Below are 21,877 nucleotides of genomic sequence, written 5' to 3' on the forward strand. Positions count from 1 at the left end.
TGTTTTATCAGGACCATCAATCGGGCCATGATAGCTTAAAAATTGAGTGGTTTTCTTTTGTTAAGCTATGGCTTACGTTTCCCCCGTGGGCGAGCATGATAGCTTTCACAACCGATAAGCCTAAGCCGCACCCCTCAGGATGAATGTGTTTGGCATATTCGCCACGATGAAAGGGCTGAAATAAGGTTTTCTGCAGCTCTTCAGATATTCCGGGGCCGCTATCTTCAACAATAATGAAATTTTCACCATCCTCAATACCATTCTTCACTAAGAGCGTTCCTGGCGTCGAATACTTTAATGCATTGTCAAAGATAACAGTCAGGCACTGAATGATACGAAACGCGTCGCAGATACAAGGCTGATGCTTAAGTTTAGTGACTATTTTGAATAGTTTCGCTTCAAAGTCCGGAGAAAATGTATCCAGCGTATTGCTAATGGTTGTCCCGAGATCGACTTTACTGAGCACCAGGGTATATCCTGCGCCTCCAGAGGAACTGACAACACGCAGATCCTCAATTAAGTTGGTCAGCCCTTCGGTTTGTTTAAGTAGATTATGGAAGAGCGCGGGTTCTGGCTTGAATACGCCATCAACTAACCCCTGGAGCCTCCCCCGCAGAATAGTCACGGGAGTGCGCAGTTCGTGAGCGATTGCCGCATTCCATAGATTCCGCTGGGCGTCCAGCGTCTGTAGTTTTTCCGCCATTTCGTTAAAATCATTGACGAGGTTATTCATCTCACCCAGTTGCGAAGTGTTTGCGGATGCTCTCGCATCAAGATTTCCCTGCGAAATTTGTTTCAGGCTATAGGCTACGGCATTTAATGGTTTTAATATTCTTGCCGACAGTGTAACGGTAAAAAAGAGTGAAACGACAAGACTGGTTATCGAAGCTATCAGGATCCATACCCAGTCAAGTAAGGTCATCTCATCTTCATTTCCCGCTCTCATCCCTGCAGGCAGGTAGTCAATCAAGAAACTATAGAATAAGTAGGATCCAAGGACAGCGATGGCAATAATAATAAATGTTAACGACAGCATATGCGTCAATATCTGCCGGCTGAGAATTGTTTCTTTGTTCATTTATTGTCGCCCAAACGGTAACCCAATCCTCGGATGCTTTCAGGAACGCCTTTAAGCCCGGCATGTTCAAGCTTTTTCCGCAGTTTACTCATGTGACTGTCTACGGTGCGATCCAGCGAATCCCCTTCGGGCAGACAGGCATCGAGTAACTCTTCACGCGAACACACCTTTCGCGGATTTCGCGCCAGGTAGGTCAGAAGCTTAAATTCAGTGGTGGTCAATACCGGGGTGGAAACCTGACCCCGGACAGTGATTTCAACATAAAATTCATCGGGATAAATGGTAAGGCAATATGTTCTTAGTGGCCGTAAATGAGCCGCTTCTGCGCTGGATTTGGTTCTACGCAGTACCGCTTCGACTCTGGCGACAACCTCTGATGGGTTAAAGGGTTTGATGACATAATCGTCGGCCCCGAGCCGCAGGCCCATCAGTTTATCTACGTCCTGATCCAGTGCGGTCACCATGATAACGGGTACATTGCTCTCCTTTCTCAACGTGGTAAGAACGTTCCAGCCATCGTACACGGGCAGGTGAATGTCCAGTAATATGAGATCAGGTTTATGCACACGAGTAAGATTGATCGCCTGTTCGCCATCCTCGGCTCTTAAGGTTTGCATTCCTGCCTTATGCAAATAGCCTGTCAGTATGGCGGCGATTTCATCATCGTCTTCGGCGACGATAATCAGATTGTTTTTGTTCATTTTTTCTTCCACAGTACCGATGACAGAATGCATTGTACCTCGAATGATCTTTTGTCGAAATTTTTAAAGATTATTGACCGCAACCAGATGAGGGTTATTTTTAATTTAGCCTGATTGGACATCTTCATTTTAAAAAAGTTTCATGCACATGATGTAAAATGAAGTGCTGGTGTCGTCCGGTTAATCTCTCCATACTGGCTACATAATCCCGGAATAAAAAATCAACATACTGCAGTGATAATGTCTAATCGAGAAATAACCTTGCCGGCTATCAGGAATGATACCAAGAGAAATCTAGTGATGAAATATGTGGGGTTGCAAATCAGGAAGGTGATGACAGGGCTTGTGGTTAATTTTCGTCGTGAGAATTTCATCGCCGCATTTTTATTTTCTTTGATTTCATGGGAGCTGTTATATTCCTGGCTTTATCTGATGCACTCAATTGATGAAACGGTAGCTTCTACTGTACTCTCATCATCATTGATCCATGTTTTGATAATCACCGCCGCATGCTCTTTCATTTTTCAAAAAAGATCGGGAGTGTTAACCGGGTTAGTCGCCATCACCGCTGGAGTTATTTTTATCTTTATAAATAGCATTGTTATATTTAACCTGATTTTTAACATCACGCCAGATATCAATGATTTTATTTTTTATTATGAATGTTTTTTATTGATCTTTTTTTGTGGGATGCCGGTGTATTCATTTATCAGGATGATTTGAGTACACATATCCTCCATAAACGATCCATCAGGGGCTCACATCATTACTTTATACTTAACGTATCCCCTGGCGCTGGCGATTTTACGCCAGACTATATTTGCGGCGGGCCTGGACGATGCTCTGCTGCTCCTTGAAAAAATCGCTCAGCTCAAGGATATCGGTAAGCGGGTCGCAACAGACGATGAGAACCGTGTATCGAATGAGCCATCTTGAGTTTTATGATCCTCTGTATGTTGACTGGAAGTATATCTGATGCCGCACTTTTTCATTGACCGTCCCATTTTTGCATGGGTGATTGCGCTGTTTATTGTCTTAGCCGGAATCTTGTCCATTCCCCGTTTACCGGTAGCTCAATATCCTGCTGTGGCCCCGCCGGGGATTATTATTTCAGTCAGCTATCCTGGCGCCAGTCTGGATGTTATGAACTCGTCGGTCATTTCCCTGATTGAACGTGAGATATCTGGCGTGGACAATTTACTGTATTTTGAATCCTCCAGTGACACCACCGGTATGGCATCAATTACGGTAACCTTCAAACCCGGAACCGATATCAAACTCGCTCAGATGGATCTGCAAAACCAAATTAAGATTGTGGAGCCTCGTCTGCCACAGGCTGTACGGCAAAATGGTATAAACGTTGAGGCGGCCAACTCCGGTTTCTTGATGATGGTGGGATTAAAATCCCAAAATGGAGAATATCAGGAAGCCGATTTAAGCGATTATTTTGCCCGAAATGTGACGGATGAACTTCGACGCGTCCCCGGTGTAGGGAAGGTCCAGCTTTTTGGCGGAGAAAAGGCACTCCGTATATGGCTGGATCCAATGAAGTTACACGGCTATGGATTGTCTGTCACGGATGTATTAACCGCGGTCAGTCAGCAAAACGTGATCGTTTCTCCCGGCAGAACGGGAGATGAACCTGCGATTAACGGACAAAGAGTGACCTATCCGATAACCGTCACAGGGCAACTCTCTTCGGTTGAGGCCTTTCGCAATATCACGATTAAATCAGAGACCTCGGGGGCTCGTCTGACATTAGCCGATGTCGCTCGCGTTGAATCCGGGTTACAAAGCTATGCATTTGGAATTCGTGAAAATGGCGTACCCGCAACGGCCGCAGCTATTCAGCTTTCTCCTGGCGCCAATGCTATCAACACGGCATCAGGTATCCGCTCACGATTAACAGAACTATCAGGCGTTCTTCCCGAAGGAATGACCTTTACCGTTCCTTTCGATACGGCGCCATTTGTTAAACTTTCTATCCTGAAAGTGGTTGAGACGTTTGTTGAAGCCATGGTTCTGGTTTTTCTCGTTATGCTGCTTTTTCTGCACAAGATTCGCTGTACGCTGATTCCTGCGGTAGTGGCGCCAGTAGCGCTGTTAGGCACCTTTACGATTATGTTATTAAGCGGTTTTTCGATTAATATTCTGACCATGTTTGGCATGGTGCTGGCCATCGGGATTATCGTCGATGACGCCATCGTTGTTGTCGAGAATGTCGAGCGCTTGATCGAAGAAAAAAACTTAACCCCGCGCGATGCAACGCGAGAAGCGATGCGTGAAATTACGCCAGCAATTATTGGTATTACGCTGGTGCTTACCGCGGTATTTATTCCAATGGCTTTTGCTAGCGGGTCCGTCGGTATTATTTACCGGCAGTTCTGTATTTCGATGGCGGTATCTATTTTACTCTCAGCATTCCTGGCGCTGACGTTAACCCCGGCGCTTTGTGCAACCCTGCTCAAGCCCCATAACCAACATCAGAGTAAAGGCAGAACCTTTTCCGTATGGTTTAATACCCATTTTCATTCTCTGACGTCGTTTTACGCCTCCGGCCTGGGATTTGTTATTAAGCATGCCGGCCGTATGATGATGATCTACGCCGCTTTATGCCTCGCGCTGTATGCCGGTCTGTCTTCCTTACCTTCGTCATTCTTGCCTGATGAGGATCAGGGCTATTTTATGTCGTCAATCCAGCTCTCTTCAGACGCCACCATGCAGCGAACGCTTAAGGTTGTCGAAAAGTTTGAAGACGAAATCGCCCTTCGGCAGGCGGTGGAAAGTAATATTATGATTCTGGGATTTGGTTTTTCTGGCTCTGGTCAGAACTCAGCAATGGCTTTCACCACGCTGAAGGACTGGAAACAACGCGGCGGGACGACTGCGCAAGACGAAGCTGACCATATTCAGTCCACAATGACGGGGGTGCCGGATGCCGTCACGATGAGCCTGTTGCCGCCCGCGATTTCTGATATGGGAACCTCATCTGGCTTCACCTATTATTTGCAGGACAGAGGCAGTAAAGGTTATCAGGCGCTAAAAAAAGCGGCGGATGATCTGGTTGCGCATGCCAATCAGAATCATCAATTGGCCGATGTCTATATTGATGGGTTAGGTGAGGGGGCGCGTCTGACTCTCAATGTCGACAGGGAAAAAGCGGAAGCGATGGGCGTGTCGTTTGATGAGATTAATCAAACCCTTTCCGTCGCCGCGGGCTCCAATTATGTTAATGACTATACGAATAATGGTCGGGTTCAGCAGGTGATTGTCCAGGCCGATGCGCCATACCGGATGCAGCCGGAACAATTGCTGACCTTGTCAGTCAGAAATCGCCTGGGGCAGATGCTTCCGTTATCCACTTTTGCGACGCTTTCGTGGAATGTCGCCCCGCAGCAGTTGAATCGCTACCAGGGATACCCTGCCATTCGCATAACCGGAAGCGCCGCCCAGGGGGAGTCTACCGGCACCGCAATGGCGGCAATGGAAAAACTGGCGCGCGACTTACCGTCAGGGTTTGCAGGAGAGTGGGCGGGGAGTTCGTTACAAGAAAAAGCCTCTGCGTCGCAGCTTCCGGGGTTGATTGTGCTGTCAATGTTAGTGGTCTTTATGGTGCTTGCCGCGCTGTATGAAAGCTGGTCCGTGCCCTTTGCGGTAATGTTTGTTGTCCCCCTGGGACTGCTTGGCGCAGTGCTGGCCGTAACCGTGGCAAATATGACTAACGACGTATTTTTCAAAGTGGGCCTGATAACCCTGATTGGGCTTTCCGCCAAGAATGCGATTCTGATTATTGAATTTGCAAGGCAATTAATCGCTGAAGGCAAAACTCTGCTTGAGGCAACATTAACCGCGTCGAAGCAGCGTTTACGCCCAATACTGATGACATCGCTGGCGTTTACATTAGGTGTTGTTCCACTGATGCTTGCCAGCGGGGCAAGTGACAGCACTCAGCATGCTATCGGTACCGGCGTTTTCGGCGGCATGATTAGCGCAACGCTGCTTGCCGTTTTCTTTGTGCCGGTATTTTTCGTGGTGATTACCCGCTTTACTGACATGCGAAAACGTCGCCACAAGAAAAAGCGGAACGACTAATCGCAGTCATATTTTCCAGCCAGTAAACATCCTGCGTAGCGCGCGACTGGCTGGTATTTTATCAACTGGAAAACTATTTGAGGTTCTCATGAGCATAATGACCACCCCAAGGTTGATTATTCGCCCTTTCAAGGAAAAAGATGCAGCCGCACTTTTCGGTTACCTTGCTTCACCACGAGCCCCTTGTTTTCAGGATGAAAAATTGCATTCAATCGCAGAGGCGCAGGTTGAAGTGGCCAGACGGGCCAATGATCCAGGGCTGTTTGCCGTTTGTATAAAAGAGACTGATGCCTTAATCGGGCATCTGTTTGCGGAAAATAGCGGCGAGCCGGACCGCGACACCTGGTCGGTGGGCTGGCATTTTAATCAGCGTTATGAAAAGCAGGGTTATGCGACAGAATCGGTTACTGCTCTTTTCGATTATTTATTTAATGAGAAAGGGGCAAGGCGTTTGTATGCCTGGGTCGAGGATTATAATCAGGCTTCGCAAAAACTATGCGAACGCTTGCATATGCGACGCGAAGGCTGCTTTAAAGAGTTTGTCTCCTTCGTCAGTGAGAATGGTCACAAGCGATATGATGATACCTACATTTATGCGCTGCTGCGTACAGAATGGCTTAAATAGAGAATCCGTCTAAGCGTGTCATGTCCGTCCCTGGTTGCAAGTTCATAGCGGCCGTCAAAGCCGCTAATCATAGTGGTTGAAAAGCGGTCAGGGATGACGGGAATATATGCCAATATTGCTAAGGTATAAATGGAGTAGGGGCAAGAAGTGGGATCGTCTGAAACCGTAATGAAAATCGTGATGCTGACCATTGTGGCCAGCCTGGCCGCGGGCTGCGCGCCGTTACATCCTTCCGGCTGCCATAAAACCACGGCATTGGGGAGTTGCGGTTCAGGGCGTTGGGAGGATCAGGATGCATGGGGGGCGCAAGCGCGGGAAATCAGAGCGGCGATCAATGCCAAACTTGATGAGCCGCAACGCTGGCAGGGGAAAAAATGCAGGCTGCATATTGAATTTGCTCAGGACGGCACGGCTTTCAACATATCAACCAGCAACGGCAATAAAACCTATTGCGAAGCGATAAAATCGGCAGCCCAAAAAGCCAAATTTCCAGCCTTCAACAATGCGGAAGTCTATCGAGATTTTCAAAAATCCGGCTTCGATATGCGCGGTTAGCCCGATAATAATCCATTCCAGGTCGACTCCTCACTCAGAGTGGACCTCTTGACGCTTTAGGCGGTCCGCTTCGTGCCAGGAGCGGACATTGATACCATTGATCTATGTTAGCTTATGAGGATCAAATCAGGATGTCCTCATGGGTGATATGAGGACATTGCTGATGTCGTGATGTGCTCATTAGTGGGAAACAATCACTATCGCTTTGCCTCGCAAGCAATCTTCAGGGCTAACCCTGCCAGTACAGTACCCATAAACCAACGTTGCGCTTTTATCCATGAAGGACGACTTGAAAGAAACCCTGCTATTGAACCTGCAACAAGGACAATCATGGAATTTACCATCAGGCTTATAAAGATTTGGACACATCCAAGGGCCAGTGACTGACTTAGAACGCTGCCATGGTCTGGTTGAATAAATTGTGGAAGCAAAGATAAATACATGATGGCAATTTTAGGGTTAGCGAGATTAGTAATGAAGCCCATCATAAATAGTTTATTAGGGCCATCAACCGACATCTCTTTAACGGAAAAAGGGGCATTTCCACCGGGTTTTACAGCTTGCCAGGCGAGATAGAGAAGGTAAGCAGCTCCACCAAAACGAAGTAAATCATAGGCATAAGGAATGGCAAACACAAATGCTGTTATGCCGAATGCGGCACAAAGCATGTAGAAGACAAAGCCAAGCGCAATGCCGCCCAGGGAAATAAGCCCAGCGCGTTTTCCCTGGCAAATGGAGCGAGAAATTAAATAGATCATGTTTGGGCCGGGCGTTAATACCATTCCTAACGCAACCAGACCAAAAGTAAGAATATGTACGTAATCAGGCATAACTTATCTCCAGGGAAGGTTATGCCCAGACGCGCGGCTAGCAATGACCCATGCTCCCCGATAGTGATCTATCTTTAAGCGTCAGTAACATGAGCGCATTTATTATTACACAATATCAACAACACAGGGCTTCGCAAATCATAAACATTAATTGCTGCGGCAGTGAGCAGTTTACTCTATTCTCAGGGCCTTATGGTTATGGCCGCCGAAATGGGCCTAAATGCCTGTATATGTCGAATTAACCGCTTACTTAAGTCCCAGCTCCTCAGTACTCAGGACACTTTAAGGTGAGTATGGATTCCAAACTTCCACTGCGTGCTTGCAGCTGACGTCCGGCTCGGTTAACTGATCGCACCGTGCCAGCAGCGGACTGATTGCACTTCAGCCGCCCGGCGGGCGGCTCGCAGTTTTATCTTATTTCTCAGAATAAAAGCTCCAGTCCGCTGCTGTCGCGAGCGTCACAAATGGGCCAGCCAGGGTGACGTTATGATGGTTGATGATTTCATTAGCTGACAGGTAGCTGTTATCCATTGTCGTATGCGCATCTGAAATCAGCACAGTCCTGAATCCCAGCCCGGGCGCTGCACGGCAGGTAGTGTCCACACAGAATTCTGTTTTCATCCCGGCGATGACAAGTTGTTTTATTCCCCGCCTGCCTGGCTGAAGCTGCAGGCTCGTATCCCGGAAACAGCTGGGATACTTTTTGACAAAAACGACGTCGTGCTCAGCGTTCACACCCATTTCGGGTATCAGTTGTGTTAAGGGACTTTGCGCAGAAAAGGAGGAATCGTCAGGTCCGGTGTGACGGGCAAAAAAGACTGGCACCTGCGCCTGCCTGGCTTTTTCTATAAGCAGGCAGATGTTTGACAAAATCGTGTCTGCGAGATGCGGTGACGCGGGACCACGGAAAAGCCCCTGCTGCATATCAATAACTAAAAGTGCATTTTCGGATGAACTCATGATGTATCTCCATTCAGTAAATCATGAACGGAGAGACATTCTTCCCCGTCCGGTTTGGCGGGGAGTCAGAATCTGTTTTGTCAGGAGCCAGTCACAGATGCGCACACGCCGCCGAAGGTTTCGGTGGTGGTAACGGTGGTCGCTGACTGAACTGGCTTAATCATTTTCCGGCGTTCTCTTTTGAGTTGAGAATCAGTAAACCTAAAAATCTTAAAAAAGGCTCTTCATCTTTTAGCGCTGGGAGTTAAAGATTTCAACGGATATGTTTCCTGATTGATAACGTACCCTATTGGTATTTTCCGACAATAATTTAGCTTCCGCTTCTCGCTCAAAGCTGACCCTCACCGGAACCAACGTCGCCGGGATTCTTGCCCGAGATCAAAATGCTTTAGTCGTTCAAGTTAGTGTAAAACGGCATCTTCACTCACAGACCCGCTCAGGGATTAATCATCGCCACTGAATGCCGGTTCTTTGGAATATTACCGGGTTTAATGCGCCCTTCAGGATTGTCATGCAGCATGCAGACAATCCTGAAGGGCGGACCTGCTTGCTATTGGCACGGATAGTCTGGATATCAGCTCATGCATGCTACGGCCAGGCGGGTATCCCGTGTTAAACACCTTTTTGCCTGCTTTTGAAGTAACCTGCCCATTGTAACAACAGGCTAAATAACGCGGGTAATACCGTTAAGGTAACCAGCGTCGCAACCAGCAGTCCGCCGATAATCGCATAAGCCATTGGCCCCCAGAATACCTGATGCGAGATAGGGATCATGCCCAGAACGGCGGCGCAGGCTGTCAGACAGATGGGTCTGGCGCGGTGCTTTGCGGCGGCAATAATCGCCTCATCGTTAACCATGCCCTGCGCAAGATTGCTGTCTACCTCGCTAATCAGGATCACCGCGTTACGAATAATCATCCCGGCCAGGGCGATTACGCCCAGCAGCGCGACAAACCCCATCGGCGTTCCGCCGGGCAACATCGCCAGTACGATCCCCGGTAAACCAAATGGGGCCATCAGGAGGGCAAGCAACATCCGGGAATATCGCCGCAGCTGAAGCATCAGCAGTAGCAACATGATGACAAGCGTCACGGGAAGAACGGTAAACACCGAGCTATTTCCCTTAGCGGATTCGGCAACCGCGCCGCCTTCTTCAATGCTGTAACCCGCAGGCAGCTCCGCACGGAGTTTATCTACCGCCGGACGCAGAGCCGCGGATACCGCTTCGGCCCGGCTCCCCGGGGCAAGATCCGTTTGCACCGTGATAAAAGGCAACCGCTGCCGACGCCAGATCACCGGATCATCCACGCCCCAGACCGGCGTCGCGACGGCGCTGAGCGGGATTTTTTTACCGTCATTCCCCTGAATCGTCAGTGAGGAGAGGGTGGCGGTGCTAAGACGCTCATTGTCCCTGGCCCGGAGCACCACATCGACAAGGCGGTCATTATCCCTGAGCGATGTGACAATGCTGCCGGACCAGACCGTATTCAGCGTCCGGGCGAGACTTTCTGATGATATTCCCGCCGCTCTGGCAGCAGTCTGATTCACTTTAAGGGTAATTATTCTCTCCGGCTCTCCCGCCGTCTGGTTGACTTCGCGTGATAATGGCGAGCGGCCAATCACCTCCGTCAGCCGGTTTGCTAGCGCCCGGACCTGCAGATAATCAGGCCCGCTCACCCGATATTTGAGCGGCCAGCCGACGGGTGGCCCAAGCTCAAGGGGCGAAACACGCGTGATGATGTCGCTAAATTGCGTCGCCAGTATCCGGTTCAGCTGTTGATGCAGACGATCCCGTGCGTCAAGATCTTTGGCCACCACAACCAGCTGGGCGATATTTTCATTCTCCAGCAGCACATCCATCGGCAGGTAAAAACGTATGGCCCCCGATCCGACGTACGACGAGTAATGATCGATATTGCTGTTGCCCGTCAGCATTTTTTCAAGCCTTTCCACCTCTCTTTGCGTTTCCGGCTGCGACGCGTTTGCCGGAAGTGTCAGGCTGACCAGCAGCTCTGGCCGATCGGAGGCGGGGAAAAACTCGCCCTGCATAAATGTCGTTCCATAAACTGACAGCCCCAGAGCGGAAAGCGCAAACAGTACGGTGACCAGCCGGTGGCGCAGCGCCAGGGTTAAAAGCACCCCGTACCCGCGAGCGATACGCCCCGGTCCTGCCGCGTGATGTCTGACTTTTTCCGGCAGCAGCCATGTCCCCGTCAACGGAGAAAACAGGATCGCGACAACCCAGGAACAAAGCAGGGCAATGAGCACCACCGCAAAGAGGGAAAAACAGTATTCGCCGGCGCTGGAGGCGGCAAAACCCACGGGAATAAAACCGGCAATCATCACCAGGGTGCCGGTGAGCATCGGGAATGCCGTCGTTTTGAAAGCGCAGGTGGCCGCGTGTCGACGGGAATCTCCGGCTTCCAGCCGGGAGACCATCGTTTCTACGGTTATCATGGCGTCATCCACCAGCAGACCCAGAGCAATGATCAACGCGCCGAGTGAGATACGCTGAAGACCGATGTCAGCCAGCATCATGCCGGCGAAGGTCATGGCCAGCACCAGTGGGATTGCCGCCGCCACCACCAGTCCTGCCCGTAAACCGAGAGAGACAAATGAAACCGCCAGAACGATAACAACGGCCTCGATAAGCACCCGGATAAAACCACTTACCGCGTCACTGACCACCGCTGACTGATCGGCGATTTTAACCATCTCTATTCCGTGCGGCAGACCGGCGCTGATGGCTGCCATTCGGGCATTCAGCGCGGCGCCGAAACGCAACATATTGCCTGTCGGCGCCATTGAAACCGCCAGCCCGATAGCCGGTTTTCCGTTAACCCGCCAGGCTGGGGCTGGCGGCTCGGCGGTTTCCCGCGTGAGGGTGGCGATATCAGTCAACGGGATATAGCGATTGTTAATATGTAGCGTGACGGCCCGTAAACTCTCTTCGCAAGTGAGCGCTCCGCTGACCTTTAGCGCGATATTTTCCTGCCCGGTGCGCATAATCCCTGCCGGGACCACCACGTTTTGCGCCCTGAGGGCATCGGCGACCTCCTGAATATCCAGCCCCATCCCCGCCAGACGAGCCGGAGAAAAGGCGAGGACCAGCTGTTCCTGCTGTTCGCCCAGCAGGGTGGTTTTGCCGATATCCGGTAAGGACATGAGCTCACGACGTATTGTCTCTACGCGATCCCGCGTTTCCCGCAAGGTGTAACCCTCGGGAACAAAGCCGTAAATCGTACCGTAGGTGTCGTCAAACTCGTCGTTCACGGCGGGGCCCTGAACCCCTTCTGGTAAAGACGGGGCGAGATCCTGCATTTTTTTGCGGATCTGATACCAGATATCCGCGACTTTTTGCGGCGGCGTATCATCGCGGAGATTGACATGGATAACGCTGCTACCGGCCCGGGTTTCACTTTCGATATAATCCAGCCAGGGCGTTTCCTGTAGCTTTTTTTCAAGCGTGTCGGTCAGCAGACGGGTCGTATCCCCCACGGATGCTCCCGGCCACTGCGCGGATACGACGGCCGTTTTAATGGTGAAAGCGGGGTCCTCATTACGCGGCAGTCGCTCATAGCAAAATACGCCTAGCGCTATCACCAGCAGCATCAAGAAACTGACCAACTGCTGATTTTCAAGCGCCCAGGCGGACAGGTTAAATTTCTCTCCCGTTGCCGTTTTCATGGCTGGACCTCCCCGGCAATGACCGGTTCGCCCGAACGTAATTTGCTTACGCCAGCCGTAATGACCCGATCGCCAGGCTCAAGACCGGAAGCGATAAAGACGGAGGAGGCCGTGTAATATGCCGGCACCACCACGCGCAGCTGCGCCTGTGAGTCAGCGTTGATCACAAAAACGGCCGGTTTATCGCCGGCCCGACTCAGTGCCGATGCGGGAAGGGCGTACCCGTGGGGGGCGGTGGATGGCAACGTCACGGTGACGCTGGCACCCAGCGCCATGGCCTCCGGCGGGTTTATCAGAGTGGCTCTGACGCGCCAGGTGCGGGTCTGAGGATCGGCCTGAGGCGTGATATCCCGTAGCACGGCGGAGGCGTTGACCGCCTGGTTGCTGAGGAGGGAAATCCGCAAATTCGCATTATTCCCGGCTGGGATCTCATCGGGCGTGGCAATATCAAACACCACGTCGCGGGCTTCGCCGGTCGCCAGCGTGAGCACCGACTGGCCCGCGCTGACAACCTGCCCGGCAGAGGCGCTGACGCCGGTGATCACGCCCGCTTGCGGAGAGATCAGGCGTGTCCAGCTCAGACTTTCGCGCGCATTACGCAACGCGGCCTCGCTGCTTTTTAAACGCGCGCTGGCGACAAGCCAGTCAGCGCGGGCGCTGTCGAGCTGGGTGCGGGCTATCGCGCCTGTTAGTATCAGCTTTTGCATGCGATTGACGTTAAGCGCAGCAACCTGGGCAGAGGCTTTGGCCCCTTCATAGTCAGCCGTTGCGCTGTCGAACTGATTTTTTCCGGTGGTATTTTCAAGCGTAGCCAGCTGTTGCCCGGCGTTGACCCGATCGCCAATATCGACGTCACGCGTCAGGATCCGGCCCTCGGTACGAAAGCTGAGGGTTGTTTCATCGTGGGCATGGATCTCGCCGGTTCTCTCCTCGGTGGGAAGGGAGCGGGCGGTGCCCACGATAACGTAGCGTACCTTTCGCGCCGGGTCTGGCTTATTTTCGTGTTTATCGCCGCAGCCGGTCAGTGGGAAAATAGCCAGCGCAAGCAGGGCCAGAGGGAGAAAATGCCGCCAGGGAAGGGTGCGCGCCACGCCGTACATATGATGCAGACAGTGGCGGAGGGAGAGAAAAAATTCGTCTGACATAACGCCGCTCCATAAAGGTGATGGCGTTATTAAATGCGCGGTAAGTCGAGAAAGATTCGACGTTGTGTCAAGGGATTATCAAGAGTGACTGTTTTCCTCATCAGCAGGGCGCCAGGGCAACAGAATACGTACCACCAGGCCTCCGGTGTCGGCTAATGAGGCGCTAATGCTTCCCCCATGCGCCTGACAAATCGCCTGAGCGATTGACAAACCGAGACCGCTGCCGCCGGAATGCCGCGCGCGGGACTGCTCCTCCCGGATAAAGCGCTTAAACATTTCCGGCAGAAACTGTGGCGATACCCCCGGTCCGTCATCCTTAAATTCGAGGGTGTAACGCCCTTTAGCGTAGTGGATAGTCACCGCAAGATGGCCGCCATCGTGTCCGTAGCGTAGCGCATTTTCCATAAGGATTGTAAACACTTGCCCCATACGGAAGGCATCGCCACTGAAGGGACAAGCGCGCGGGTTACGAAGGGTGATGGTAAAATTATGCGCATCGGCCTGGGGCATCATCCAGGCCGCCCGCTCCTCAATCAACTCGTCGAGACAAAACGGCTGGTCTTCCAGCACAAGGTTACCCGCATCGGCCAAAGAAAGAAGATGGAGTTCATCGGTCAGGCGATTGAGGTGCTGGAGTTGTTTCATCACCATCCCCAGTTGCTCCGGGCTGGCATCAAACACCCCGTCGAGCATTCCCTGCAGACGACCAATGGCTGCCGTCAGGGGAGAGCGCAGTTCATGCGCCATCGCGACGTGCGAGGCGCGCAGCTCTTTTTCATAGCGGGACAGTTGCCTCGTCATGGTATTAAAGTCAGCGGCAAAACTGACCATTTCAGCCGGCGCATCCTTGATGAGCTCTGCCTGACGGCCAAATTGTCCGTTGGCGACATCCTTTGCCGCATCACGAAGACGGCTGAACTGCAGTGCCAGAGGCCGCGCTTGTTTTAGCCCCATCACGACAATAAAAGGGATCATGACCAGCACCAGCAGGGCCACGGTGACCCAGTCTGCTGAGGCGATGGACGGCGTTGAATAACTCAGGCCCCACCAGGTATCGACGATGTTGTGAAAGCGGGCCGGGTTGGCCTGTGGATTCTGGCTGAGGGTCAGAAATTCTTGCCGCACCGCCGCTGGCATCCTGCCCATTATCCAGTAGTTCTGGACGGCATAACGTAGCCACATACAGGTTGCAATGACAATCACGCTGCCGATGGCCAGCGCCAGGATACGCGCGCAAATCCAGCGCCACAGAGAGGAATGATGGTTTTTTATCATGGTTGTCTGAACCTGTAGCCCACGCCGCGCACGTTGACCAGTACGCCGGAGATACCCACCGCTTCGAGTTTTTTGCGCAGGTTATAAATATGGGTATCCACGACTCGTTCAAGGGCCTCGCTTTCCGGCAAACAGTGTTCCAGTAAATACTGGCGGGAAAACGGGTGCGCAGGCGAACGCAGCAGGGTTGCCAGAAGAGAGAATTCCGTCGGGGTAAGATCCAGTATCACCGGTGTGTCGTCGCCGTTAACCACGCTCGCCACAATGGCGGCGACATCCACCTCCAGGGTATGCCAGCGAAGTATCTCTTCCTCTGTCTCTTTTTTATTGCTGCGTCTCAGCACCGCCTGCACCCGCGCCACCACTTCTCCCGGATGATAAGGTTTAACAACATAATCATCGGCACCGTACCTGAGGGCGCCAATGCGATCGGGGGTATCGCCCATGGCGGTCACCATGATCACCGGCACATCGCTTTTACGGCGCAGGCTCGCCAGCACTTCCGTGCCGTTAAGACCGGGGAGCATCACATCCAGCAGGATAAGGTCAGGTTTCCACCGTTGCGCCATATCCAGCCCGGCCAGGCCGTCTCCGGTAATGGTGACGTCGTAATTCTCGCGACGTAAATAGGCTTCGAGCACGCCTGCTGCATCGGCGTCATCTTCAATAATCAACACTCTTCTGGACAACATCCGTTCACCTTGACCGTTTCTTAACACTATCCGGACTATTCATTGATTTAACCCAATCATACTGCACCCACATTGGGTGGCGATTCCTGTATCAGGAGAAGCCAGAGTCTGTGTGGAGAAACAGTATGATAGCGATAAAAAAAGTCCTGTATATGTCCGTTGCGCTTCTCACTGCCGCTGCATTCGGCGTCCAGGCTGATGATGGCGCGTCTTCCGATTCATTAACTCTCGGGGTGGCCGGACAATATGTCCCCCGTTACTCAGGCTCTGACAAGCAGGTATGGCAGGTGGTTCCTGTGCTACAGGGACGCAAAGGCGCATTTTTTATTGATGCGCAAAAAGGAGCAGGATATGACCTGCAAAACGCCAGCGGTTGGTACTTCGAGCATACGTTGGGTTATAACCTCGGCAGGGGGGAGAAAAATGCCAGCTGGCGCGAGGGGGCAAATAATCTGCAAGGCATGGGCAACATTGATGCCACCCTCAATACCGGCCTTGCCATCGGCTGGCAAGTCGTTCCCTGGCTCAGTTTTGAAGGCAAAGCAACACTGCCTTTGACGGACAGTCAGGGAGTAAACTATCAGACATCCGTGACGTTGATTCCCTTTCAGGACAGCCTGGATACGGTCGCTTTTCAGTCTGCGGCCCTGTTTGGCGACAGTCGATATATGAATACCTGGTATGGGGTTAGTCAGCAACAGAGCCGCCGCTCCGGCTATCGCCGCTATTCTGCGCCGGGCGGATTTTATGGCGTAGACAACAGTCTGAGATGGAGTCACCAGTTCGATGCTCACTGGGGTTCGGTACTGAGCGCTGGCTATACCTGGTCTGGCGAGCATGCGAATGAAAGCCCGATTGTTTCACGGCGTAGTGAGGGCTCGGTAACCGTCGCGGTCACCTGGACATTTTAGTCGGTTAACTTCAGCCAGGCATATCCTGTCTGGTTAAATATGCCGGATATGCTGGGTTTAAAAGTGAGACTGTGTTACATAGTGCCATTCGCCTGACAAAATCTGGATGGGATTATGCTGACAACTCTGATTTACAGAAGTCAAAAGCATTTTATACAAGACGCTGATCTCATATTGCTGGTGGAAAAAGCGAATATCGAGAACGCAGCATGTGGGGTTACGAGCATACTTCTTTTAAAAGATAACTTTTACCTTCAGGTACTTGAGGGTGATGAGTGCGTGCTTGAGCAGCTATTTAACAAGATTAAGCATGACCAACGCCACTATCAGGTCGTGGAGTTAATGCGCGATTATGCACCGCGCAGGCGCTTTGAGAACGTGGGGATGATGTTTTTTGACCTGAACAAGCAGCACATTGGTGACGTTCTGGAAAAGGTCCATCTGCTGAGTCATTTGAAAAGTTATCTTTCCGCGGAAGAGCGCGTCTACAAGTTTATCCATACTTTTATCAGCCAAAAAAGAGATTGCTCACCGTCACCCTTTTTATGGCCTGAAAAGTGGTCAGTACACCCGCGTAAACATTCATTTCACGCGCCAGAAGAACCGGTTGCTGCCCGTCACTGCTGCCAGTTTGCTTTCCAGCCCATTATTGAACCCCTGAGCGGAAATATCACTTCGCTGGAAGCGCTTATTCGGGATAAAGATGGCGGCAGCCCCGCCAGTTTTTTTGCATCGATTCCGCAGGATCAACGCTATGAAGTTGATCTTAAATCTAAGTCGGTTGCTTTTGCCCAGGCTAAAGCCATTAATATCGGCGACCATAAAATATCGATTAATATTCTTCCGATGTCGTTGGTCGTTATTCCTGATGCCATCGAATTTCTGTTGCAGGAAATAAAAAAACAGGGGCTGGTGCCGGAGCAGGTTACTGTCGAAGTGACGGAAGATGAAATGATCTCCGGTTTTAGCCAGTTCAGCAGTGCTATCAAAAAACTGCGCGTCTCAGGAATGGGGCTGGCCATTGATGACTTTGGCGCTGGATATGCCGGGCTGTCGTTGTTAACAAAAATTCAGCCAGATAAAGTCAAAATCGACCGTGAGATTATTACCGATATCCATAAGAGCGGGCCTAAACAGGCGGTGGTGAGATCGATAATCAATTGCTGCCATGAGCTCGAGATTACCGTGGTTGCTGAAGGCATTGAGCAGATAGAGGAGTGGTGCTGGCTTGAGGCTGCGGGCATTAAGCGCTTCCAGGGGTTCTTGTTTGCGTTGCCAAAAGTGAACGGCGTCGGTGAGATTCGCTGGCCTGTGAAAACCGCTGACAGCTCCATCCGACCTTAATCATCCACGATAACCAGGATACAGGTCAGTATCCTGGCCTGTCCCCCGTTGATGACTACATGATTTTTATGGATTTCACCACCATGGGCCTGTTCCACACGCAAGAGTGACGGCTCATCGCTCACCGCAGACTTAGCGCCCTTGCTTTCTGTCCACTGGACTCACAGTGCCTGTCTGGAAAAAACCGTCTAATGCCCGATCGTTCATCTGAAGGAAACGTTTCTTATTCAGAATGATGGAAGCGGATCGTTAGATACATTTTGAGTGGGGCCTGCAGTGCGTCTTTTCCATTTCAGCGATAGTCCTGATATCACTATCTTCAAACCTCGTCCATTACGGGTGCGTGTTGAGATTAAAAGTATATGGCTGACATCGTTTCACGCCAGTGGCATTCGATTACGAAATGCGCAAGACTGGGGCAAACCAGGCTGGACGCACTCAAAACCGGGCCGTCAGATGAGTGTATAGAGTAATAACCGTTAGTTTTTGAAGATCTGTCTGAAGAAGGAGGCTCCTTGAGCTACGTTTCAGAAATTCGCAGCATTATTGGCCACAGAATGCTATTGCTGGCCGGTGCCAATGTCATTCTTGTTCGGGATGATGGATATATATTGCTTCAACAACGCAAGGACACCACATGGGGATTACCCGGCGGGCTGCTGGAGCCTGGCGAATCTTTAGAGGAAACCGCGATCCGGGAAGTAAAAGAAGAAACTAATTTGGATATTAAGCATCTTGATTTCTTAAAAATTTTCTCGGGTGCAGAATACACGTTTACTCTTCCCAATACAGACGAGATCAATGTTATCACCGCATTATATTCTGCTGAAATCTGGTCAGGAGAAATACTCAACGATCCCACAGAAGGTCTTGCCATAGAGTTTTACCCGCCTGACCAATTGCCCTCACCCATGAATGAGGAGTACTTAACCTATATCCGCTTTTATTTAAGGCATAAGGCTGAAAAGGGATGTCAGCTGGCACTGTGAACTAAAATATCCGCCCTCTGGTGAACACGCATGCCCGTAACACCGACATTGGCGTGAGTCCCGGTTTCGCCAGTTCGGTTATGGGAAAATGCGCAGGGCGGTTGCGATTAGCGGTCAATGACAGGCAAAAACTGGTAGCGGAGAATACCGCTTCGCCCGGCTCTTTCCGCTGTTTTTATGGAGGGTAAATTGTCCGGAATAATCGTTCCCATAAGCAGAGAGTCTTCCCGGCGGGTAGGGGAAAGACAGTTAAACAGCAAGCGTTGTGCCCGGGAGGCCAGTGAGCGCCCCCGAAAGTCCGGGAGAATAATTTCTTCTGAAATTTTGCAACCCGGTAAAAACGCGATTTCCCCCTTTTCACAAATTATCAGTCCAGCACGATTCGCATGTTCATAAATAATGTACACCTCGCCTTGTGAAATATTATCTATGAGATCTTCATCATCAGCATAGTTCAGGTTGCGGTTGGTTAAGGCAGGAACAGAACGCCACGTATGCTGATAGGCTTCAACCAGAGCCTGTCGGCACCATTCAAAATCGGCGTATACCGCGGGTCTCAGAGTTAATGCGTCATCCTGATACTCTGCTGCGCAGGACAGGCGCGATGCATATATGAGCTGATCTGTTATACCCTGAACGTTAGAGTGGAACGGAGTGAGAATACGGATGTACTCAGGCTTTAGCTGCGCCCATTCCTGGCTGACAGCCTGAAGTACTAAAGGATTAATGTCGGAATCTGAGGCCACGATATCAATGAAGGGTTTGTTGATATCGCCTCCGTGATAACGGGGGCCGGTGAGAAAATGTCGACCAGCAATGCGTAGTTTTCGCTGTAAAAAGTCATGCTGGGGTAAACCCATTTCCTGCCATGGAAATTGTGCTGAAAAGGCTTCATCTGTACATCGTCGCTCCTGCTCATAAATCCATTTTTCGAGCCAGCCAGCGAGCGTTTTTTGGGATAAAGGTAGATCAGCATATTGAGAAAGCATATAAGTCATCATCGCGATTTGATATTACTCCTGGTATCAGTCACGCTTCCCGGATTGCCTTGTCTCCTGCTTAAATAGCAAGCGGGGCTCTGGTTTTTATAGCCGGTTCGCCCGCCGATCCTGGCAAACCGGACGCGCCTCGGTCGGCCTGCCAGGTGACAGGAGCGGAAGTACATGCCTGATATTAATGAATAGAACGTGCTTATCAAATTGTTGATTTCGCTACAAAGTTTTATGTATAAAGCGAGAGGGGCGGTAACTCTCCGGGATCTCATCATTGTTACCGTCGCGTAACTCTTCAGTGACCAGCCTGCCGATCGTCGCTGCGCAAGTCACTGCCGGGTGCATAGCGGCGACATAAACGCCCCGATTCTCATCAATGAAGCCGAGAACTGGATACCCGTCCTGTGGAAAAGGGCGTTCTCCTACTGAGTGTTGGGTGAGATAAGCCGACTCAGCCCCCCGGATCCTGTTTCTGACTGCGGTTTGCGCAGTGATAACCGTTGCGCTGACTCTGCCGTTTGCCGGGTAATCCTCAGCGGCTAATAAATCCCCGTTACGGGCATGCCGAACCTCAATATCGTCACCTGAGATGATTGTTTTGACCATGCACTGAGGGGCGGCAAAGCGCAGTAATACGGCAGGGGATGACAGGATAGGAACTGGCGTACCCATCAGCTCAGTCAGCGCCGGAATACCGGTTCCACAGGCTAACACCACACGATCAGCATCCAGTTTACCCTGAGACGTCATGACACCAGTCACTTTGCCTTTGGTCATGCAAATCCCCGTCACGGTCATGTGGTTTTGCAGTACAGCCCCTTTAGCACACGCTTCGCTCAGTAAAATGCGTGTTGCCTGGTTGGCGTCGACGGCGCCATCTTTTGCCGCATAGCGGGCTGCTGAGGGAGGAACGATCAACGCAGGCTCAAGACTGGCGATTTCTGCTCTGTGGAGGAGGTGTTCGTCAGACAGACAGGCCTGAGGCGTTGCGTCGTATTTTAATGAACCGCACCAGTTAATCTGAAGCTCCTGAATTTGTTCTTCCAGTCTGTGCCAGTCCGCAAGCGCGGCGCGGCGGAGAAACACATCAGGCGCATCATCACTCACCGCGCCGGTAAGCCAGCCAAACGCGCTGCCGGTCGCCCCTGATGCAGGCTCATTCTGTTCAATAATAACGATGTCATATTCAAGCTGCGCAAGATGCCAGGCGATTGACGCGCCGGTGATCCCAGCGCCTACGACGACGATTCTTTTTTTCAACCTGACCACTGCGGCCTTCTCCTGCTCTGGAAACATGGTCGTGCCATGATGAAACGTTTTTTGTCACGGGCAACCTTCAGAACTGCAAAATTCATAGATACAACTCTTCAGGATAGTCGTTTACCGCAATACTGACTGCACAAACGGGGCATGAGAAACAGGACTCGTTACCTGGTCGTCTCTGATTCGGAAAACCAGCAGGGCAACGCTGGTCATCCGCGAGTTGCATGGCGCGGTGACTGGCCCATCAGGGAGTGCCGCGGAAAGTGTCGCATTTTCTTTTGCAAGACGCTTTCGTCAGGCGATGGCTCGTAAGCAACGTAATAAATAACTAATTGCCGTTGAGAAGCGCCATACGTCGGCGATCTTTCTCACGGCCACACAACAGGAAAATCGAGGCCAGTTTTTTTCGTGTCGGTAGAAATAACGTTTGTGATCTGATGAAAAACATCTGTGTTTCACCGACGGGGACTTCAACCCACTCGTGCATTGTTGATACACGGAAACCACCGAGAATTTCAACAGGCACAGGGCCAAAATTTGGTCTCAGCAGATATTCAGAACGAAATCTCGGGGACTGCGTATTTGCAAAATTTGGCCATGAAAATTGCTTGCTCAGAAAGGCTGCTGAGCTTGATGACAGAACAATATCGATATCTGCAGCCGGGCCATCTTCAAGGCCGTAAGAGACTGTAATTTAAATTGTGTAATTGCCTGTTTTTGATATGTTCACTCCAACAA

Annotated in this window: 17 protein-coding genes and 1 riboswitch; of the genes, 7 read left to right on the forward strand and 10 right to left on the reverse strand. The window is 51.1% G+C overall.

The window, feature by feature from the left end; genetic code table 11:
* Window positions 1-16 precede the first annotated feature (16 nt).
* Window positions 17-1,078, reverse strand: coding sequence for an ATP-binding protein (locus CWM52_RS22130; RefSeq protein WP_100686052.1), 1,062 nt, complete (start codon window positions 1,076-1,078; stop codon window positions 17-19).
* Entirely contained in the window at window positions 1,075-1,779 is a 705-nt protein-coding gene (locus CWM52_RS22135; protein ID WP_100686053.1) for a response regulator, read from the reverse strand. Before CWM52_RS22135 ends, CWM52_RS22130 begins: the two co-directional genes overlap by 4 nt.
* 333 nt (window positions 1,780-2,112) lie before the next feature.
* Between CWM52_RS22135 and CWM52_RS22140 the strand changes: the two genes are divergently transcribed.
* From CWM52_RS22140 to CWM52_RS22155, 4 genes are all read left to right on the forward strand, one after another.
* Window positions 2,113-2,502: a transporter gene (locus CWM52_RS22140; protein WP_100686068.1), complete on the forward strand. Its 390-nt coding sequence runs from the start codon at window positions 2,113-2,115 to the stop codon at window positions 2,500-2,502.
* 252 nt (window positions 2,503-2,754) lie between these two features.
* Window positions 2,755-5,871: a multidrug efflux RND transporter permease subunit gene (locus CWM52_RS22145; protein ID WP_100686054.1), complete on the forward strand. Its 3,117-nt coding sequence runs from the start codon at window positions 2,755-2,757 to the stop codon at window positions 5,869-5,871.
* An 88-nt stretch (window positions 5,872-5,959) separates the two neighbouring features.
* Entirely contained in the window at window positions 5,960-6,496 is a 537-nt protein-coding gene (locus CWM52_RS22150; protein WP_100686055.1) for a GNAT family N-acetyltransferase, read from the forward strand.
* Between the two features lie 168 nt (window positions 6,497-6,664).
* Window positions 6,665-7,051: a cell envelope integrity TolA C-terminal domain-containing protein gene (locus CWM52_RS22155; RefSeq protein ID WP_100686056.1), complete on the forward strand. Its 387-nt coding sequence runs from the start codon at window positions 6,665-6,667 to the stop codon at window positions 7,049-7,051.
* A gap of 197 nt (window positions 7,052-7,248) precedes the next feature.
* Here the strand turns inward: CWM52_RS22155 and CWM52_RS22160 are convergent, their stop codons facing one another.
* From CWM52_RS22160 to CWM52_RS22185, 6 genes are all read right to left on the reverse strand, one after another.
* Entirely contained in the window at window positions 7,249-7,881 is a 633-nt protein-coding gene (locus tag CWM52_RS22160; RefSeq protein ID WP_033783585.1) for a LysE family translocator, read from the reverse strand.
* Window positions 7,882-7,897: 16 nt separating this feature from the next.
* Window positions 7,898-7,980, reverse strand: a riboswitch (ZMP/ZTP riboswitch).
* Between the two features lie 315 nt (window positions 7,981-8,295).
* Window positions 8,296-8,841: a cysteine hydrolase family protein gene (locus CWM52_RS22165; RefSeq protein ID WP_100686057.1), complete on the reverse strand. Its 546-nt coding sequence runs from the start codon at window positions 8,839-8,841 to the stop codon at window positions 8,296-8,298.
* A gap of 612 nt (window positions 8,842-9,453) precedes the next feature.
* Window positions 9,454-12,528 carry an efflux RND transporter permease subunit gene (locus tag CWM52_RS22170; RefSeq protein WP_100686058.1) on the reverse strand — a complete coding sequence of 1,025 codons (3,075 nt, stop codon included), beginning with the start codon at window positions 12,526-12,528 and terminating at the stop codon, window positions 9,454-9,456.
* Window positions 12,525-13,673 (reverse strand): efflux RND transporter periplasmic adaptor subunit, encoded by a 1,149-nt coding sequence (locus tag CWM52_RS22175; RefSeq protein WP_100686059.1) that lies wholly within the window; start codon window positions 13,671-13,673, stop codon window positions 12,525-12,527. The genes CWM52_RS22170 and CWM52_RS22175 overlap by 4 nt, the downstream gene beginning before the upstream one ends.
* A gap of 78 nt (window positions 13,674-13,751) precedes the next feature.
* Window positions 13,752-14,948: a sensor histidine kinase gene (locus CWM52_RS22180; RefSeq protein WP_100686060.1), complete on the reverse strand. Its 1,197-nt coding sequence runs from the start codon at window positions 14,946-14,948 to the stop codon at window positions 13,752-13,754.
* Window positions 14,945-15,640: a response regulator gene (locus tag CWM52_RS22185; RefSeq protein WP_100686061.1), complete on the reverse strand. Its 696-nt coding sequence runs from the start codon at window positions 15,638-15,640 to the stop codon at window positions 14,945-14,947. The genes CWM52_RS22180 and CWM52_RS22185 overlap by 4 nt, the downstream gene beginning before the upstream one ends.
* A gap of 125 nt (window positions 15,641-15,765) precedes the next feature.
* On the opposite strand from CWM52_RS22185, the gene CWM52_RS22190 reads away from it, so the two are divergent.
* From CWM52_RS22190 to CWM52_RS22205, 3 genes are all read left to right on the forward strand, one after another.
* Window positions 15,766-16,551 (forward strand): MipA/OmpV family protein, encoded by a 786-nt coding sequence (locus tag CWM52_RS22190; RefSeq protein WP_100686062.1) that lies wholly within the window; start codon window positions 15,766-15,768, stop codon window positions 16,549-16,551.
* A 114-nt stretch (window positions 16,552-16,665) separates the two neighbouring features.
* On the forward strand, window positions 16,666-17,895 hold the full coding sequence (locus tag CWM52_RS22195) for a diguanylate phosphodiesterase (RefSeq protein ID WP_100686063.1): 1,230 nt from the start codon (window positions 16,666-16,668) through the stop codon (window positions 17,893-17,895).
* 515 nt (window positions 17,896-18,410) lie between these two features.
* Window positions 18,411-18,884, forward strand: coding sequence for an NUDIX hydrolase (locus CWM52_RS22205; protein WP_100686065.1), 474 nt, complete (start codon window positions 18,411-18,413; stop codon window positions 18,882-18,884).
* A gap of 107 nt (window positions 18,885-18,991) precedes the next feature.
* Here CWM52_RS22205 and CWM52_RS22210 read toward each other — a convergent pair whose 3' ends face one another.
* Entirely contained in the window at window positions 18,992-19,885 is an 894-nt protein-coding gene (locus tag CWM52_RS22210) for a GNAT family N-acetyltransferase (RefSeq protein ID WP_100686066.1), read from the reverse strand.
* A 210-nt stretch (window positions 19,886-20,095) separates the two neighbouring features.
* Window positions 20,096-21,172, reverse strand: a complete 1,077-nt coding sequence (locus tag CWM52_RS22215) for an NAD(P)/FAD-dependent oxidoreductase (protein ID WP_227521330.1) — start codon at window positions 21,170-21,172, stop codon at window positions 20,096-20,098.
* Window positions 21,173-21,877: the final 705 nt, after the last annotated feature.

The organism is Raoultella sp. T31, assembly GCF_002806725.1.
Lineage (GTDB): Bacteria > Pseudomonadota > Gammaproteobacteria > Enterobacterales > Enterobacteriaceae > Klebsiella > Klebsiella electrica.

Coding starts and splice junctions, on each gene's coding strand:
- CWM52_RS22210 (WP_100686066.1), bottom strand. CDS start 19,885: ATGATGACTTATATGCTTTCTCAATATGCTGATCTACCTTTATCCCAA.
- CWM52_RS22135 (WP_100686053.1), bottom strand. CDS start 1,779: ATGAACAAAAACAATCTGATTATCGTCGCCGAAGACGATGATGAAATC.
- CWM52_RS22145 (WP_100686054.1), top strand. CDS start 2,755: ATGCCGCACTTTTTCATTGACCGTCCCATTTTTGCATGGGTGATTGCG.
- CWM52_RS22185 (WP_100686061.1), bottom strand. CDS start 15,640: ATGTTGTCCAGAAGAGTGTTGATTATTGAAGATGACGCCGATGCAGCA.
- CWM52_RS22180 (WP_100686060.1), bottom strand. CDS start 14,948: ATGATAAAAAACCATCATTCCTCTCTGTGGCGCTGGATTTGCGCGCGT.
- CWM52_RS22170 (WP_100686058.1), bottom strand. CDS start 12,528: ATGAAAACGGCAACGGGAGAGAAATTTAACCTGTCCGCCTGGGCGCTT.
- CWM52_RS22130 (WP_100686052.1), bottom strand. CDS start 1,078: ATGAACAAAGAAACAATTCTCAGCCGGCAGATATTGACGCATATGCTG.
- CWM52_RS22190 (WP_100686062.1), top strand. CDS start 15,766: ATGATAGCGATAAAAAAAGTCCTGTATATGTCCGTTGCGCTTCTCACT.
- CWM52_RS22150 (WP_100686055.1), top strand. CDS start 5,960: ATGAGCATAATGACCACCCCAAGGTTGATTATTCGCCCTTTCAAGGAA.
- CWM52_RS22140 (WP_100686068.1), top strand. CDS start 2,113: ATGACAGGGCTTGTGGTTAATTTTCGTCGTGAGAATTTCATCGCCGCA.
- CWM52_RS22165 (WP_100686057.1), bottom strand. CDS start 8,841: ATGAGTTCATCCGAAAATGCACTTTTAGTTATTGATATGCAGCAGGGG.
- CWM52_RS22155 (WP_100686056.1), top strand. CDS start 6,665: ATGAAAATCGTGATGCTGACCATTGTGGCCAGCCTGGCCGCGGGCTGC.
- CWM52_RS22195 (WP_100686063.1), top strand. CDS start 16,666: ATGCTGACAACTCTGATTTACAGAAGTCAAAAGCATTTTATACAAGAC.
- CWM52_RS22175 (WP_100686059.1), bottom strand. CDS start 13,673: ATGTCAGACGAATTTTTTCTCTCCCTCCGCCACTGTCTGCATCATATG.
- CWM52_RS22160 (WP_033783585.1), bottom strand. CDS start 7,881: ATGCCTGATTACGTACATATTCTTACTTTTGGTCTGGTTGCGTTAGGA.
- CWM52_RS22215 (WP_227521330.1), bottom strand. CDS start 21,172: ATGTTTCCAGAGCAGGAGAAGGCCGCAGTGGTCAGGTTGAAAAAAAGA.